The following is a 16,276-nucleotide window of genomic DNA, read 5'->3' as shown; positions in this document are numbered from 1 at the left end:
GTAGCTACGGGGCGAAGGGCTCAGAAGGTCCTAATGAGCGCACTTCACCGGCCTCATTTTACTGAGCTGTGACGCCCGCGAGGGACTGCGCAGGGGCGAGGATGCGTTGACAGCAAGGAGACGTCGTCCTTTGGGAGGTGTGGCCATGACCGGCGCCGCGGCGCGGTTGGCGGGAGTTGCCGAGAAGCTGCTCGGAGCACCGCTCCCGGTGCAGATCCGGGCGTGGGACGGTTCGCTGGCCGGTCCGCCGGGCACGCCCGTGCTCGTGCTGCGCAACCGCCGGGCCCTGCGGCGGCTGCTGTTCAAGCCGGGTGAGCTGGGCCTCGGCCGCGCCTGGGTGTCGGGTGACCTGGGGCTCGAAGGTGACCTCTACACCGCGCTCGGCTCGATGGCGGCGTTGATCTGGGAACGCGAAGAAGGCGAGAGCGGCGGTGTGCTGCGGGCCCTTCGTGACCCGGACGTCCGCGCGGCCGTCGGTGAACTCGTCAAGCTCGCCGGTCCGCCGCTGCCACCACCGCGGCCGCGCGAGGAGGTGCGCCGCAGCCGTCACCTGCACACGCGGCGCAGCGACAAGCGGGCGATCAGCCACCACTACGACGTGGGCAACGACTTCTACGAGCTCGTCCTCGGCCCGTCGATGGTCTATTCGTGCGGGTACTGGTCCGAAGACGGCACGCTGGAGTCGGCCCAGCGCGACAAGCTCGAGCTCGTCTGTACCAAGCTCGGCCTGCGCGAAGGCCGGCGCCTGCTCGACGTCGGCTGCGGCTGGGGCTCGATGGCCCTGCACGCGGCGCGCGAGCACGGCGTGCGCGTCGTCGGCGTCACGATCTCTGAGGAGCAGGCGACCTACGCCCGCAAGCGCGTCGCCGAAGCCGGGTTGACCGACCGGGTCGAGATCCGCGTGCAGGACTACCGCGATGTCTCCGACGGTCCCTACGACGCGATCTCCTCCATCGGCATGGCCGAGCACGTCGGCGCGGAGACCTACCTGGAGTACGCGCGCGATCTGCACGCCCTGCTGCGCCCCGGCGGCAAGCTGCTCAACCACCAGATCGCCCGTCGGCCCCGGGTCGACGAATCGGCGTACGAGCTCGACGGGTTCATCGATGCGTACGTGTTCCCCGATGGCGAGCTCGCCCCCATCGGCACCACCGTGACGCAGCTGGAACGCGCGGGGTTCGAGGTGCGCGACGTCGAATCTCTGCGCGAGCACTACGCGCTGACCCTGCGGCGCTGGGTCGCGAACCTCGAAGCTCACTGGGATCAAGCCGTGCGCCTGGCCGGACCGGGGCGGGCGCGGGTGTGGCGGCTGTACATGGCCGCTTCGGCGCTCGCGTTCGAAGGCAACCGCATCGGCCTCAACCAGGTGCTCGCGGTGCGCACGCCCGACGACGGTGCTTCGGGTCTGCCGCTTCGGCCGCGGACGTGGCACGGCTGAGCCGCGGTTCGGGAAGGTAGGGGGCCGGCGCACTTGGTCGCCTCTCGGCGGCTTGGCGCAGTGTGGCTCCAGCCGAACGGTATTCCACAAAGGCGGTTCTTCAGTGAGCCCGGGGGACACGGAGTGCGCCGACCCACTGTTCCCAACGGGGCACGAGTGGTTGGTGTTCCCGTGCCGACGGAAATTCTCGCGGCGGGAAGTGGGAGGATTGGCGGCGTGCCAGCGGACGCCGAGGTTGAACCGGGAACGCTCCTGGTCGCCGCCCCCACGATGTTCGACCCGAACTTCAAACGGACCGTGGTGTTCGTCATCGACCACCGCGACGAGGGCACCCTCGGCGTGGTCCTGAACCGCCCCAGCGACGTTCCCGTGCACGACGTCCTGCCCAATTGGGGTGGGCACGTGGCCGAGCCGCAGTCGGTGTTCGTGGGCGGTCCGGTGGAGAAGAAAACGGCCCTGTGCCTGGCCGCGCTGCGCACCGGCGAGACGGCCGCGAGCGTGCCCGGCGTGATCGCCGTGCGCGGGCCGGTCGCGCTCGTGGACCTCGACACCGACCCCGAAGCCCTGGTGCCGAAGGTGCGTGGCGTGCGCGTCTTCGCCGGCTACGCGGGCTGGGACTCGGGGCAGCTGGCGGGCGAGATCGAGCGCGACGACTGGGTCATCGTGCCCGCGCTGCCGAGCGACATCCTGGCGTCACCGCACCGGGACCTCTGGGGTCAGGTGCTGCGGCGCCAAGGCGTGCCGATCGCGTTGCTGGCCACCCACCCGGGCGACCTGCAGCGGAACTAGTTTTCAGCCTTCTGGAACACGCCGCAGCCACCGGCGCCGCAGGCGCAGCCGCTGCATCCCGCGGGCGCGGCCGGAGCCGGGGCGGGCACGGTCAGCGCGGCCCGGGCGCCGAGCACCCCGCCACTCGCGACCAGCGCGATCAGGCCGATGATCCCGACGACCGCCGCCGCGATGATTCCGGCCGTGGTGCCCGTGGCGATACCCGCGAGCCCGGCGATCACGCCGACGGCGCCACCGGCGAGCGTCGGCACACTCGCGACGCGGTTCGCCAGTTTGAACGCGGCGTGGCGGCGCAGCGACGCCTCCGTGCGAACACCGGTACCGCTTTCGCGGGTCAAGCGTTCGCGGAAGCCGAGGAAGCCACCCCAGGCGACGACGAGACCCAGCACGATCGGGACGAGCGCGATAGCGAACACCCCCTGAGGATAAGCGTGACCTCCCGGCAACGTGGCGGATACCCTCGGCGGTTGTGCTACATACCATGTCTTCGTCCGCACGTCGCCGCGTGCTCACCGCCACTCTCCTCGCGACCCTGTCACTGTCGCTGATGGCCGCACCCGCCGCCGACGCCGCGCAGGGCCACGCCCGGCCGATCCGGTTGATCGGCGAGCAGATCGTGCCCAACGCGCTGCAGCTCCAGGGCACCACCGTCGGCGGCCTGTCGTCGATCGACTTCGACGCGCGGACGGGCGGTTACGCCTTCATCTGCGACGACCGTTCCGCGATCAACCCCGCCCGCTTCTACACGGCGACGTTCTCCCTCGACGCCCACCACCTCGGCCCGGTGACCTTCACCGGTACGAAACCGCTGCTGCGCCCCGACGGCACGCCGTACCCGCCGCTCACGGCCAATGACCCGAAGGCGCCGCAGAACGAGCAGACGATCGACCCCGAAGAGCTGCGTGTGGACCCGTGGACCGGTGGCTACACCTGGTCGCAGGAGGGCGACCGGCTGGCGGACTCCTTCATCCAGCCGTCGATCCGCGAGGCGACGCGCACTGGCGGGTACGTGCGTGACCTGCCGATCCCGGCCGACGAGAAGATGACCGCCGACGCCGGCCCGCGCCGCAACTACGTGCTCGAAGGCCTCGCCTACACCGGCTTCGGCACGCTGCTGGCGAGCGAGGTCGAGGCGCCGCTGCTGCAGGACGGCCCGCCGCCTACCCCGACGTCCGGCGCGCTCTCGCGCGTCACGCTGCAGGCGCGCACGGGCCAGGTGCTGGCGCAGTACGCGTACCCGCAGGAGGAGCTGTTCGCGACGCCGGTGCCGGCCGACGCGTTCGCCGACACCGGCGTGTCCTCGATGCTCGCCGTGAGCCAGCTCGACCCGACGAAGTTCCTGATGATGGAGCGCTCGTTCGTGACCGGCGTAGGCAACAAGGTGCGGGTGTTCGAGATCGACACGTCGGGCGCCACGAACGTGTTGAACGTGAAATCGCTGGCCGATTCGAAGCACGTGAAGCCGGTTAAGAAGAAGCTGATCGCCGATTTGTCGGACTTCGTCCCCGCGGTCGACAACGTCGAGGGCATGACCTGGGGCCCGGCGCTGCCGAACGGCGAGCGCAGCCTGGTCTTCGTGAGCGACAACAATTTCTCCGCGACACAGGTGACGCAGGTCATCGCTTTGGCAGTCCCTTCGGAACGGCTTTGACCACGCCGTTAGACTGACTGTATGAACACGGCTCGGCTGCTCCTTGGCCTGCCGCGCTGACTCGGCCAACCACTTGGCCCGGCCGGCGCGGCGACCCCTCATGCCTTCGGGCTTGAGGGGTCGAGTTGTTTCTGGAGTGGTCCGATTCACGGAGGAAGACGGCGATGACAGAGTCCACGGCGCCCGCCCCGGCCACGGGTGACGGCGCTCCCGGCGCCGAGAACACCCCGCCGCACCGCTACACGGCGGAGCTGGCGGGGCAGATCGAGCGCCGCTGGCAGGACTACTGGTCCGACCACGGCACCTACCGCGCGCCGAACCCGACGGGCGCGCTGGCGGTCGAGGGCGAGCCGGTGCCGTCGGACAAGCTGTTCGTGCAGGACATGTTCCCGTACCCGTCCGGCTCGGGCCTGCACGTCGGGCACCCGCTGGGCTACATCGGCACGGACGTCTACGCGCGCTACCACCGCATGATCGGCCGCAACGTGCTGCACACGCTGGGCTATGACGCGTTCGGGCTGCCGGCCGAGCAGTACGCGGTGCAGACGGGCACGCACCCGCGCACCACGACCGAGGCGAACATCGCCACGATGCGCAGCCAGCTGAAGCGCCTGGGCCTGGGCCACGACGAGCGCCGCTCGATCGAGACGATCGACCCGGACTACTACAAGTGGACCCAGTGGATCTTCCTGCAGATCTTCAACTCCTACTACGACACCGAAGCGCAGAAGGCACGCCCGATCGAGCACCTGGAAAAGGCGTTCGCCTCCGGTGAGCGCCCGACGCCGGACGGCCGGGCGTGGAGCGAGCTGAGCGACGTCGAGCGGCGCAAGGTCATCGACGACCACCGGCTGGTCTACATCTCCGAGGCGCCCGTGAACTGGGCGCCGGGCCTGGGCACGGTCGTCGCCAACGAAGAGGTGACCGCCGACGGGCGCAGCGACCGCGGCAACTTCCCCGTGTTCCGCAAGAACCTGCGCCAGTGGATGATGCGGATCACCGCGTACTCCGATCGTCTGGTCGACGACCTGGACCTGCTGGACTGGCCCGAGAAGGTCAAGTCCATGCAGCGCAACTGGGTCGGGCGCTCGCAAGGTGCGCGCGTGACTTTCGCTTCGGGTGACGAGAAGATCGAGGTCTTCACGACCCGGCCCGACACGCTGTTCGGCGCCACCTACATGGTGCTGGCGCCCGAGCACCCGCTGGTCGACAAGCTGACTCCGGCCGAGTGGGCCGGCGAGCACCCGGCCGTGTGGACCGGTGGCGCGAAGACTCCGGCCGACGCCGTCGCCGAGTACCGCCTGGCGACGTCGCGCAAGTCCGATCTGGACCGTCAGGAGAACAAGGAGAAGACCGGCGTCTTCACCGGCGCGTTCGCGGTGAACCCGGTCAACGGCAAGGAAATCCCGGTTTTCATCGGCGACTACGTGCTGATGGGCTACGGCACCGGCGCGATCATGGCCGTGCCGGCGCAGGACCAGCGTGACTACGACTTCGCCAAGAAGTTCGAGCTGGAGATCATCCGCACGGTCGATCCGGGCGAGGGCTTCGAGGGCGAGGCGTTCACCGGCGAGGGCGCGGCGATCAACTCCGCCAACGACACCGTTTCCCTGGACGGCATGGGTGTCGCCGACGCGAAGAAGACGATCATCGCGTGGCTGGAGGAGCAGGGCGCCGGCGAGGGCACCGTGCAGTACAAGCTGCGCGACTGGCTGTTCGCCCGCCAGCGTTACTGGGGCGAGCCGTTCCCGATCGTGTACGACGAGACCGGCATGCCGATCGCGCTGCCCGAGGACCAGTTGCCGGTCGTGCTGCCGGACGTCGACGACTACACGCCGAAGACCTTCGACCCGGACGACGCCGACTCCGAGCCGTCGCCGCCGCTGTCGCGCGCGACCGAGTGGGTCGAGGTCACGCTGGACCTGGGCGACGGGCCGAAGAAGTACCGCCGCGACACCAACGTGATGCCGCAGTGGGCAGGTTCGTGCTGGTACCAGCTGCGTTACGTAGACCCGGACAGCCCGGACGTGTTCTGCGCGCCCGAGAACGAGGCCTACTGGATGGGGCCGCGCCCGGCCGAGCACGGTGTGGACGACCCGGGTGGTGTGGACCTGTACGTCGGCGGTGTCGAGCACGCGGTGCTGCACCTGCTGTACTCGCGCTTCTGGCACAAGGTGCTGTTCGACCTGGGGCACGTGTCGTCGAAGGAGCCGTACCGGCGCCTGTTCAACCAGGGCTACATCGAGGCGTACGCCTACACGGACGCGCGCGGCGTGCACGTGCCCGCCGCCGACGTCGTGGAGCGCGACGGCAAGTTCTTCCTGGGCGACGAGGAGGTCACCCAGGAGTACGGGAAGATGGGCAAGAGCCTGAAGAACGCCGTGACGCCCGACGAAATGTCGGACACCTACGGCGCGGACACCTTCCGGGTGTACGAGATGTCCATGGGTCCGCTGGACATGTCCCGCCCCTGGGCGACCAAGGACGTCGTCGGCGCGCACCGCTTCCTGCAGCGCCTGTGGCGCCTGCTGATCGACGAGGAGACGGGCGAGCTGCGCGTCACCGCCGAAGACCCGACGGAAGCCGACCGCAAGCTGCTGCACCGCACCATCGCGGGCGTCCGCGAGGACTACGCGGAGATGCGCTTCAACACGGCCGGCGCGAAGCTGATCGAGCTGAACAACCACCTGACGAAGGTGTACGGCTCGGCTGCGGGCACTCCGCGCGAGGTGGCGGAACCGCTGGTGCTGCTGCTGGCGCCGCTGGCCCCGCACGTCGCCGAGGAGCTGTGGCACCGCATGGGCCACGCCGACTCCCTGGTCCACGGCCCCTTCCCGGTCGTCGACGAGAAGTACCTGGTGGAGGACTCGGTCGAGTACCCGATCCAGGTCAACGGCAAGGTCCGGGCCCGGGTGACGGTGCCGGCGGACGCGTCGTCCGACGTGGTCCAGGCCGCGGCGCTGGCGGAGGAGAAGGTCGCCGCGCTGGTGGGCGACAAGACGCCGCGCAAGGTGATCGTGGTGCCGGGCCGGTTGGTCAACATCGTGCTGTGACCCGCCGCGGTCCGGCTCGGGGCTGCTACCCGGGCCGGACCGCACCGAGCGGCTGGACCCGGTGAGTTCGCGCGTTCTGCGCTGTTCTGCTTTGGCCTCGTGCCCGGGCTGGCGACGTGTTTGCTCCGGTGCGCGCCCTTCAACGCGAGTCTTCGCCAACACGGCGGTTTCTGCGGCAGTGGGTTGACCAACCGGTCCTCGCGCCCCGAACCTCGTTGCCGCGCACGGCCCTGCGCCTCGCCGCCGCAGTTGTCCACAGGACCGACGAGTTGTGGACAACTAGCCCTCCACCAGCGGTTTTCGGCATTCTCGTCGCAGGGCGCCGATATACTGGGCTGGGGACGCCCCCCGAGGTGGGCGGGGGTTTGTCAGGCGCGGGGGCGGAATTCAGGCACGTGGTCAGGGTTGGTTCGGCTTCACCAGCGGCCACGCGGCCAGCGAAGTGAGGCGCGATGCTGCGCGGGCGAACGGGGGTGCTCGCGCTGGTCGTGCCTGGGCGAAGACCTCGGCTGATCGAAGCAGCATCGGTGGCGGCCAGTGCGTGTCGCTATCGGGCGGCGGCTCACGCTGCCAAGGCCGGCCCCGATGAAATCGGGAGGAGTCCGCGCAAGCACGGCGTCCCCGTGGACCTCGTGCATCGCGCCCGACCGACGCCGACATGAACCCGGCCGGCGGTGCGCATGCCGACGACCAGCGTCCACTGACGGCGGTCGGTCGGGCAGGTGGCCGACGCCGTGGCGTACCTCGCCGGACCGGCGAGCGCGTGCATCACCGCGGCGACGCTGTCGGTCGACGGCGGCCACGCGGCCTAGCCTGAGTAGATCCCCACGTCACGGGCCAGATCCGTGAGGATGGCCTCGAAGAGGATGTCCGGCTTCGACACCGGGATCGGGTAGTTGCCGAACACCTCGAGCGTCACGTGGCCGTAGAGGCGGGCCCAGAACTGGATCATCAGGTACGTGAGCCCGAGATCCAGCTTCTCGGGCGCGATCGCGCGGCCGGACTCGCCGAGCACGCTGAGCAGCTCGCTCTGGAACGCGGTGAGGTCGTCGCGCAGCTCGGGCGGGACGACGTCGTTCGGTGGCATCACCAGGTCGTGCGTGGCGAGGACCTGGCCGGCGGCGGCCAGGAAGATGCGGCCGAACGGCTCGTCGAGGCGGTGCAGCGCGCTGCCCGCCGTGGTGCCGACGCCACCCGTGGGCGAGGCGAACACCAGCGTGAACTCCTTGGTGTGCGTCAGCGCCCAGCGGCGGAAGCCCTTGCAGATGGCGAACAGCTGCGCCATGCCGTCGTCGGACAGCACGGCGACGTCCTCGGCGAGCTCGGCCGCCAGGTCCGCGCAGACGTCGAGGCGCAGGTTCTCGACCAGGTCGTCGCGCGATTCGTAGTAGCGGTACAGGGCCGGCGCGGTGATGCCCAGCTCCCGGGCGATCGCCCGGAGCGTCACGGCGTCCGGACCCTGTTCGACCAGCAGTTTCCGGGCGGTCCGGCGAATGTCCTGCTCGGTAGCCGCTCGCGCGCGGCCCCTTCGCGTGGGGCTGCTCATCCGGACATTCTAGGTGGTCGGTGCGCTCGTTCCCGTAACAACGCGGCCGGAGAGCAGGCGTGCCTGCAACCGGGTGAGCGGCCGCAGCACCCCCATCGCCACCGTGGCTATGCCCAGCGCGGCGAAGAGGTGCACGACCCACGCCCCGGCCAGGGATGGCCCGCCCCACGATTCGGCGGCCGACGCAGAGTCCCAGAACAGGCCGTACGTCGAAATCCGCCACACCAGGAACCACACGAGCAGCGAAATGGGCACGGCGGCGACGCTCACCCCGGCCGCCGCCGCGTACCGAGGGGTCCCTTCACGCGGCGGCTCGCCCATGAGCCGCAACGCGAGCTGTTGACGCGCGCGTTTGCCGCCGAAGCAGGCGGGCAGCGCGACCACGGCGTAGACCACGCGTTTCCAGTCCGAGATCGTCATGGTTTCGACGTTAGGGAGCGGTGAGCTGCGAAAACACCCGGCCGTCCGCCGAACGGGGTAGGGAAACCCCGACCGCGTTCTGTCACACTTCGTCCCGAGATGAGCGAAGTCACCACGATTTCCTACCCCGCGCCCGTCCCACCGGACGAGGTGCGGCTGGCCACGTTGCTGTTCGGTGTTCCCGGTGTCCTGATCGCGGCGTTCGGCGGAGTGCTCATGACCTTGAGCCGCGCCGGTCTGTACGCGGGATCGGTGATCGCGCTGATCGGGCTGGTGCTGCTCGGGTGCATTCCGGTCGGACGGCGGGGAATGCGTCGCGAGCGGCTGAGTTTCGAGGTCGCGGCCGAGGGGCTGCGCTTCCCGGTGCGCGACGCGCGGCTGGTGTTGCGCTGGGAGGATTTCCACGACGTCGTGCTGGTCGAGAAGCACAACCGCGTCGAGGTGTACCTCGTGCCGGTCGAGGAGGAGCGGTTCGCGCGCAAGTTCAGCCGGCGCGCGCCCCAGGGGTACGTCCTTTCGACGTTGTTCGAACCGGGCGAGGCCCAGCGGCTGGCGGCGGCGATCGAGACCGTGCGGCCAGGGCTGGTGCGGTGGCCGTCGCTCGAGGTGCGGCGCGGTGGTTTCGGCCTGCAGCGCGTCGCGGCGACGGTGGTGCGGTGGGGTTCGGTGAAGCGGGTGCCGCCGGGTGCCGGGACGAGCGTGAAGGTGCGGGCGAGCAAGGCGTCGGGGGCTCGCCAGGCGGCCGTCGGGGGCACGGTGGTGCTGCTGGTGGCGGTGCTCGTGGTGCGGGTCTGGCTGCCGGTCCTGGTGCCCGGGCTGATCGCGGTCGCGGTGTGCGTCGCGGCGCTGGGGTGGACCCGGCACCGCGGCACGCGCGGCGTGTTCACCGTGGACGGTGACGGTGTGATGTGGACACCGCGATACGACAACGGGACTGTGGTGCGGCGGGAAGAGATCGCTGCCGTGACGGCCGAAGCAGGTGGCGTGGTGCGCGTTTTCCGGCGTGATGGCGATGATTTCGTGCTGGCCTCGGGCGTTTCGATGCCGGCCGCTCGGGCCGTGGCCGCCCTGGTCGGGGCGCCGCCGACGCCGATCACTCGGGGGGCTACGTGATCGGCGCCGGCGACCCGATGCCCTCTCCGGTGCGCTTCCGGTCGGGGCAACGCCACTGGCTCAAGGACAGTGACGCTCCACAAGAGCGGAACCCGTGTCAGAAGTGACGCCTGGGGGACACGTATCCCCCGATCGAGTGACGGGCAGCCGCTGCTCGCCTGATTGTCGCACTGGGCGCCGAATAAGTTACAAAAACCTTCACTTTTGCGCACGGACGGTGCGTGACCAGCGCCCGAACGTCCTCGTGGCACAGTGACGCCCATGTGCGCAGCCGTGCTGGTGGTCGGATCCGCCAACGCCGACCTCGTCGTCCCCGTCGACCACCGCCCGGCCGGCGGCGAAACCGTCCTGGGCGGCGACACCGTGCTCTCCCCAGGCGGCAAGGGCGCGAACACGGCCGTCGCCGCCGGTCGCTTGGGTGCTTCCGTGGCCCTGCTGGGGGCGGTCGGATCGGACGCCTACGGCGCTCTGCTGCGCGACTCCCTCGCGGGCGCCGGCGTCTCGCTCGAGCACCTGCGCACGGTCGACCGGCCGACGGGCATCGCGTACATCACGGTCACGCCCGACGGGGAGAACTCGATTCTGGTTTCCCCCGGCGCCAACTCGGCGCTTCAGCCCTCGGACGTGACCGAGTCGGTGTTTTCCGGGGTGTCGGTGGTCGTCCTCTCGCTGGAGGTCCCGCTGCCGACGGTTTCGCGCGCGGTCTCCCTCGCGGCCGCAGCCGGGGCGACTGTGTTGCTCAACCTCTCGCCCGCGGCTGAGCTTCCGGCGTCGACTTTGCGTGCGGTGGACGTGTTGCTGATCAACGAACACGAGGCGGCTTACCTCCTGGGCTCCCCTTCGGCGGACCCGGCGGGTCTGCTCGCCCTGGGCCCGCGTGCGGCCGTGGTGACCTTGGGTTCCCGGGGCGCCGTGGTGATCACGACGGAGGGCACGGTCTCGGTCTCGTCGCCCGCGGTCGAGGCCGTCGACACCACGGGCGCCGGCGACGCCTTCTCGGGCGCTCTGGCGGCTTCCCTGGCTTCGGGCGCTTCGCTCGCCGACGCCGCCCACCGCGCGGCCGCGGTCGCCGCTTTCAGCGTCACCCGCCCCGGCGCCCAACCTTCGTACCCGACGGCCGCTGAACTGGCCTGACCCGCGGCCTTGTGGTTGCGGCGGGCTTCGGCTCCGCCCTCGGGTTCGGCACCACACCCGCCCAACCAATCGCCGTATCGACCGGAATGGCTTCCAGCCTGGTCCCGGCCTCTTGGGTTGTTCCGTGCACTGAGGTTTTACCGCTTGGTGCCCGAAGTTATCCACAAGCGACCTCGCCGAACCCGAGTTGTCCACAGATTCATCGCAGGCCGTTTCCGGGCGCCTGACCTCGGTAAACTGGAAAAGGGCAGCCCCCCCAAGGGAGGGCGGGGGTGTTTGCCGGGGCTGGATCGGGTCAGTGGATTCGAACAGGAACGGGTCGGAGCCTGGGAGGCAAAGCGCGAGCTGGAGCACGGGGCCGGTCCTGGGGTGGGGCGATCGCGGCGCCGGCCACAGAAGGTTCGGCGCAAGTCGGACCAGTGGGGGCTTCGGGCAAGAGTGGAGTCCTGAGCGGATCCGCCTTAGCCTGCGGCAGAGCACCGCTTGCCTTCCGGAGCAGCGAGGGCGAGCGTCTCAAGGGCCAGGAGGTGCTGCTCATGCCGGAACGCGACCAGGGCCAGCGAGTGTGGCCGACACCGCGGGCCACCCTGCCACATCTGCGATATGGTCTAGACCATGTCTGAGAGCACGCCGGCGAGGCTGAGCGGGGTTGCGGTGAGTCCGGGCCGGGCGAGGGGGCCCGTGGTGCGGGTGGCGGAGCCGCTGGGCGAGCCGCCGGCTGGGCCGGCGCCGAAGGATGCCCGGGCGGAGGCCGGGAGGATCGGGCCCGCGGCTGAGGTCGTGGCGCAGCGGCTCGAAGCGCAGGCCGAAGCGGCCACCGGTGAGGCCGCCACGATCCTGATCACCACGGCGGCCATGGCGGCCGACCCGGCGTTGGCGGGGCAGGCGCGCAAGCTCGTCGAAGAGCGGCAGCTGCCGGCGGCGCGGGCGGTCTACGAGGCGGCCGAGGGGTTTGCCGAGGCGTTGTCGGCGGCCGGCGGGTACATGGCGGAGCGGGTGCGCGACGTCCGCGACGTGCGGGACCGGCTCGTGGCCGAGTTGCTCGGGCAGCAGCCGCCGGGGGTGCCGGAGTTGTTGGCGCCGAGTGTGCTCGTGGCGAGTGACCTGGCGCCCGCGGACACGGCGGGTCTGGATCCGGCGCGGGTGCTCGCGCTGGTCACCGAGGAGGGCGGGCCGACGAGCCACACCGCAATTCTCGCGCGGGCGCTGGGGATTCCGGCCGTCGTGGCGGTGAAGGGTGTGCTCGACCTCGACGCGAGGGCGTTGACCGTCGACGGGGACACCGGTGTGGTCGAGCCGGCGGACCCGGCGGAGCCGGTGATCGCGGCCGTCGCGCAGGGGCCGGCGGAGTGGAACGGCACCGGCGCGACCGCCGACGGACACGTCGTCAAGGTCTACGGCAACGTCGGCTCCCCCGCCGACGCGAAGGCCGCGGCCGAGGCGGGCGCGGAGGGCGTGGGCCTGTTCCGCACGGAGTTCTGCTTCCTCGACGCGCCGGCCGAGCCGACCGTCGACGAGCAGCGCAAGGCATACGCAGCGGTGCTGGCGCCGTTCCGCGGCAAGCCGGTGATAGTGCGGACGCTGGACGCCGGGGCCGACAAGCCGCTCGCCTTCCTCAACCCGGACGCCGAGCCGAACCCGGCGCTCGGGGTGCGGGGCCTGCGGGTCGCGTTCGACCGGCCCGAGGTGCTGGACCGGCAGCTCGAAGCGATCAAGGGCGCGGCCGACGACTCGGGCGCCGAAGTGTCCGTGATGGCCCCGATGGTCGCGACGGCCGAAGAGGCCGCGTGGTTCGCCGAGCGCGTGCGCGCCGCCGGCATCGCGCGCGCCGGCGTGATGATCGAGATCCCGGCGGCGGCGCTGTCCGCGCGGGAGATCCTCGACGTCGTCGACTTCGTGTCCGTGGGCACCAACGACCTCGCCCAGTACACCTTCGCCGCCGACCGCCAGCTCGGCGCGGTCGCGAAGCTGAACGACCCGTGGCAGCCGGCGCTGCTCCGCCTCCTCAAGCTCATCGGCGACGCCGCGAAGGCCACGGGCAAGCCCGCCGGCGTCTGCGGCGAGGCGGCCGCCGACCCGCGCCTAGCCGTCGTGCTCGCGGGCCTGGGCTTCACCAGCCTGTCGATGAACGCGGCGGCTGTCCGCGCGGTCGGCGCCTCCCTGGCCACGGTCACCCTCGCCGACGCCCAAACAACGGCGGCCGCGGCACTGGCCAGCGCCAACCCGACGGCGGCGCGAAGCGCGAGGTAACCAGAGGCCTCCCGAGCTTTCGGTGAACGCTGCTGGCGCTGGCCCGCGGTCCGGCTCGTCGAAATGGGAGCGACAGGACGGCGACCTGGTCGGCGCGGGTCCGCCCGCGGTGTGGCGGTGTGCTGTGATCTGCCGGACTAGCGGGAGATGGCCAAAGGGCCCGAAGTCTGCTGGTGAGCGTTGCCGTCCGGTGGCGCTGCGCCGGCCCACGGGCAGGCTCGCGGAGATGGAAGCGACGGGGCGGCGACCTGGTCGGCGCGGGTCCGGCCACGGTGTGGCGGCGTGTTGTGCCCGTGCTGGTGGGAGATGACCAAGACGGCATAAGCCTGCTGGCGAGCGTTGCCTGCCGGCGGTGCCGATGGCCCGAGGTCAGGCTCGCCGAGATGGAAGCGGCGGGATGGCGATGCTCGCCGGCGCGGTTCCGGTCGCGGTGTGGCGGCGTGTTGTGGCCTGCCGGACTGGTGGGTGATGACCAAGGGGCGCCAAGCCGGCTGGCGAGCGTTGCCGGTCGTTGGTGCTGCTCTGGCCTGCGGTCAGATTCGCGGAGGTGCAAGCGGCGGGATGGCGATGCTCGCCGGCGCGGGTCCGGCCACGGTGTGGCGGCGTGTTGTGGCCTGCCGGACTGGTGGGAGATAGCCAACAGAGCCCCAAGCCTGCTGGCGAGCGTTGCCAGCCGGAGGTGCTGCGCTGGCCCGCGGCCCGGCTCGTGGAGGTGAAGCGACGGGATGGCGACGCTCGCCGGCACGTGTCCGGCCGCGGCGTGGCGGCGTGTTGTGGCCTGCCGGGCTGGTGGGTGATGACAAAGAGGCCCAAGCCTGCCGGCGAGCGTTGCCGTCCGGCGGCGCTGCCCTGGCCCCCGGTCAGGCTCGCCGAGGCGGATGTAACGAAGCCGCACCGCTGACCGGCGCGGATCCGGCCGCAGTGTGGCGAAGTTCGGGCCTCCCGGGGTTCGCGACGAACGCCGTGGCCTGCCGGGCCCGTTGTCCTCACCCGCGCTGGCTGAGCCGGAAGCAACGGCGAGCCGCACTGACCTGCGTCGATCCCGACACCGGGCAGCAAAAAATCGGAGCCGGACCCGGCCGACGGATGGAAAACCGGGTCCGGCACCGCACCGCTGGTCAGCCGAAGAAGCCCCGCCGAGGGTTGCGGATGACCAGCGAGCCTCCGTGGATGCGGCCCGTGATGACGTAGCGAGGGGTGCCGGCGCGGCCGTTGCTGCCGGTTTTGTCGTCGAGGGAGCCGAACTTGATCTCGGTGATCGCGTTGTAGTCGACGGCGGCCTGGGGCGGGATGACGATTTCGACCGAGCCCCACTTCGAGTCCAGTTCGATCTCGACGACCGGCGTCGACACGCGGGCCTCGGTGAAGTCGAGTTTGGTGCTGCCGTACTTGTTGCGCACGACCATCGCCGGCGGGACCAGCCACGGGCCGCCGCGCTGGAGGGACGAGTACTTGGCGTTGAGTTCGAGCCGCTGACCACGGGCGTAACTCGGAGGCGGCGGCGGGTAACCGATCGACGGCGCCGCCCCCGGGTGCAGGAGGCCCGGCAGGTCCGTGAGCACGGCGTTCAGCTCGCCGCGCGTGCGCGAAGCCAGGGCCTTGTCGGTGCGTTCCGTGAACTCGTCGAGGTTGAGCATTCCCAGCCCGATCGCCTTCTGAAGCACGGCGACGACGTGCTCGCGCTCGTCGTCCGACACCCTGATGTCGCGTGCGGTCAACGGCTTCGTCTCGGTCGCGGCCTCCGCGCCGGTCGTCTCTTCCTCGGCCATGAAAACGATGGTAGAACCGTATTTCCCTCGCCAGATCGGGGAAAAACCCTGAACGGACCCGTATTTCGCGCCGGCGTCGCCCTCGTTGCGACGAGCTTGCTGCTGGCCGCGTGTACGGGCGAAGCCCCAGCCCCGGCCCCCACGGCCACCCCCACCCAGCGGACGACCGGACCGCCGCCCAGCGGGCTCAACGGGTCGGCCGGCCGCGGCGGGATCGACGTGCAACTGCTGCTCGCCACCTCACCCCCGACCCTGTTCGACGCCGACACCGGCGCGACGGGCACCGTCCCCGGCGTGCCGGGAGGCGATCGGCTGGTCTCGGTGCGGCGCGTCGGCCGCACCCCGGTCATCCTCACCACGCCGCTGTGCCAGCTGACGTGCCAGCCGTTCGACGTCTTCGCCTACGCGGGCGTCGCCACACCGCTCGGCCAGGCAGTGAGCCTCGCGCCGGGCGCCGACGCCAAGAGCGTGTGGGTCATCCGCCAGGACGCGCCGGACAGCTGCCGCCTCGAGCACGTGTCGCTCGCCGGCGCGGTGCGGGACGGCGGCAGCTCCGCGAGCTGCACCACGATCCTGCGGCAGGAGACTTCCCACGGCCTGCTCATCACGGTGAACAACGGCACCGCCGAAACCGTCGACGTCCTCATCGACCCCGACACCGGACGCACCGTGCAGCAGTCCCCGCGCATCCTCGCCGCGGTCGGCGACCGGCTGATCCTCGGCGGCCTCACGGACCTGACGGTCGTCGACCTGCGCGACGGGAGCCGGAAAAAGGTCGAGCCACCGGTGGTCCAGAGCAGTCCGCTGGTCGTGCCGAGCCGAGAGGGCAACTTCGTGGCCGTCGACTTCGGTTCGCCCGCGTGGCACAGCTCCGACATCCAGACCCGCGACGTGTGGCTGCTCGACCTCACCGACCTGACCTGGCAGCAGTCGCCGTCGATGCCGTACACCACCGGGAACCTCAAGCACTCGTCACTGGACTGGACCGACGACGGCGACCTCGTGCTCGACGACGGCGTCGTCGCGGCCTGGCACCCGGGCGAACCCGCGTGGCGGCTCGGAAAGGCCAAGCTGACCGGCGCCCTGCAGACAGCCGCGGTTAGCGCGTCCTGA

At 70.8% G+C, this 16,276-nt stretch carries 12 protein-coding genes; 8 read left to right on the top strand and 4 right to left on the bottom strand.

Annotation, left to right across the window (positions count from 1 at the left end; translation table 11 throughout):
- The first annotated feature begins 145 nt into the window (after nt 1-145).
- Together ACWEOE_RS01970 and ACWEOE_RS01965 are read left to right on the top strand one after the other, a co-directional pair.
- Nucleotides 146-1,438, top strand: a complete 1,293-nt coding sequence (locus ACWEOE_RS01970; RefSeq protein WP_452002558.1) for a class I SAM-dependent methyltransferase — start codon at nt 146-148, stop codon at nt 1,436-1,438.
- Nucleotides 1,439-1,645: 207 nt separating this feature from the next.
- Nucleotides 1,646-2,227 (top strand): YqgE/AlgH family protein, encoded by a 582-nt coding sequence (locus ACWEOE_RS01965; RefSeq protein WP_452003335.1) that lies wholly within the window; start codon nt 1,646-1,648, stop codon nt 2,225-2,227.
- On the opposite strand, the gene ACWEOE_RS01960 is transcribed toward ACWEOE_RS01965, so the two are convergent.
- The gene (locus ACWEOE_RS01960; RefSeq protein ID WP_452002555.1) at nt 2,224-2,643 is read right to left on the bottom strand and encodes an SdpI family protein; all 420 of its coding nucleotides are present in this window, start codon (nt 2,641-2,643) and stop codon (nt 2,224-2,226) included. The two genes, ACWEOE_RS01965 and ACWEOE_RS01960, sit on opposite strands and share 4 nt — an antisense overlap.
- A 65-nt stretch (nt 2,644-2,708) precedes the next feature.
- Here ACWEOE_RS01960 and ACWEOE_RS01955 point away from each other — a divergent pair, with 65 nt between their 5' ends.
- Complete coding sequence (locus ACWEOE_RS01955) at nt 2,709-3,878, top strand: esterase-like activity of phytase family protein (RefSeq protein ID WP_452002552.1); 1,170 nt, start codon at nt 2,709-2,711, stop codon at nt 3,876-3,878.
- A gap of 164 nt (nt 3,879-4,042) precedes the next feature.
- On the top strand, nt 4,043-6,931 hold the full coding sequence (leuS, locus tag ACWEOE_RS01950; protein WP_452002550.1) for a leucine--tRNA ligase: 2,889 nt from the start codon (nt 4,043-4,045) through the stop codon (nt 6,929-6,931).
- Nucleotides 6,932-7,739: 808 nt separating this feature from the next.
- Here the strand turns inward: leuS and ACWEOE_RS01945 are convergent.
- On the bottom strand, nt 7,740-8,477 hold the full coding sequence (locus ACWEOE_RS01945) for a TetR/AcrR family transcriptional regulator (RefSeq protein WP_452002547.1): 738 nt from the start codon (nt 8,475-8,477) through the stop codon (nt 7,740-7,742).
- Nucleotides 8,478-8,486: 9 nt separating this feature from the next.
- Entirely contained in the window at nt 8,487-8,897 is a 411-nt protein-coding gene (locus ACWEOE_RS01940) for a hypothetical protein (protein WP_452002544.1), read from the bottom strand.
- 99 nt (nt 8,898-8,996) lie between these two features.
- On the opposite strand from ACWEOE_RS01940, the gene ACWEOE_RS01935 reads away from it, so the two are divergent.
- From ACWEOE_RS01935 to ptsP, 3 genes are all read left to right on the top strand, one after another.
- Nucleotides 8,997-10,010, top strand: a complete 1,014-nt coding sequence (locus ACWEOE_RS01935) for a hypothetical protein (protein WP_452002541.1) — start codon at nt 8,997-8,999, stop codon at nt 10,008-10,010.
- A 261-nt stretch (nt 10,011-10,271) separates the two neighbouring features.
- Entirely contained in the window at nt 10,272-11,144 is an 873-nt protein-coding gene (locus ACWEOE_RS01930) for a ribokinase (RefSeq protein WP_452002538.1), read from the top strand.
- Nucleotides 11,145-11,759: 615 nt separating this feature from the next.
- On the top strand, nt 11,760-13,394 hold the full coding sequence (ptsP, locus tag ACWEOE_RS01925; RefSeq protein ID WP_452002535.1) for a phosphoenolpyruvate--protein phosphotransferase: 1,635 nt from the start codon (nt 11,760-11,762) through the stop codon (nt 13,392-13,394).
- 1,118 nt (nt 13,395-14,512) lie between these two features.
- Here the strand turns inward: ptsP and ACWEOE_RS01920 are convergent.
- Nucleotides 14,513-15,163: a DUF1707 SHOCT-like domain-containing protein gene (locus tag ACWEOE_RS01920; protein WP_452002532.1), complete on the bottom strand. Its 651-nt coding sequence runs from the start codon at nt 15,161-15,163 to the stop codon at nt 14,513-14,515.
- Nucleotides 15,164-15,382: 219 nt separating this feature from the next.
- Here ACWEOE_RS01920 and ACWEOE_RS01915 point away from each other — a divergent pair, with 219 nt between their 5' ends.
- Entirely contained in the window at nt 15,383-16,276 is an 894-nt protein-coding gene (locus tag ACWEOE_RS01915; protein ID WP_452002529.1) for a hypothetical protein, read from the top strand.

It is taken from the genome of Amycolatopsis sp. NPDC004368, assembly GCF_053602515.1.
This window is presented reverse-complemented; position numbering and strand designations above follow the sequence as displayed.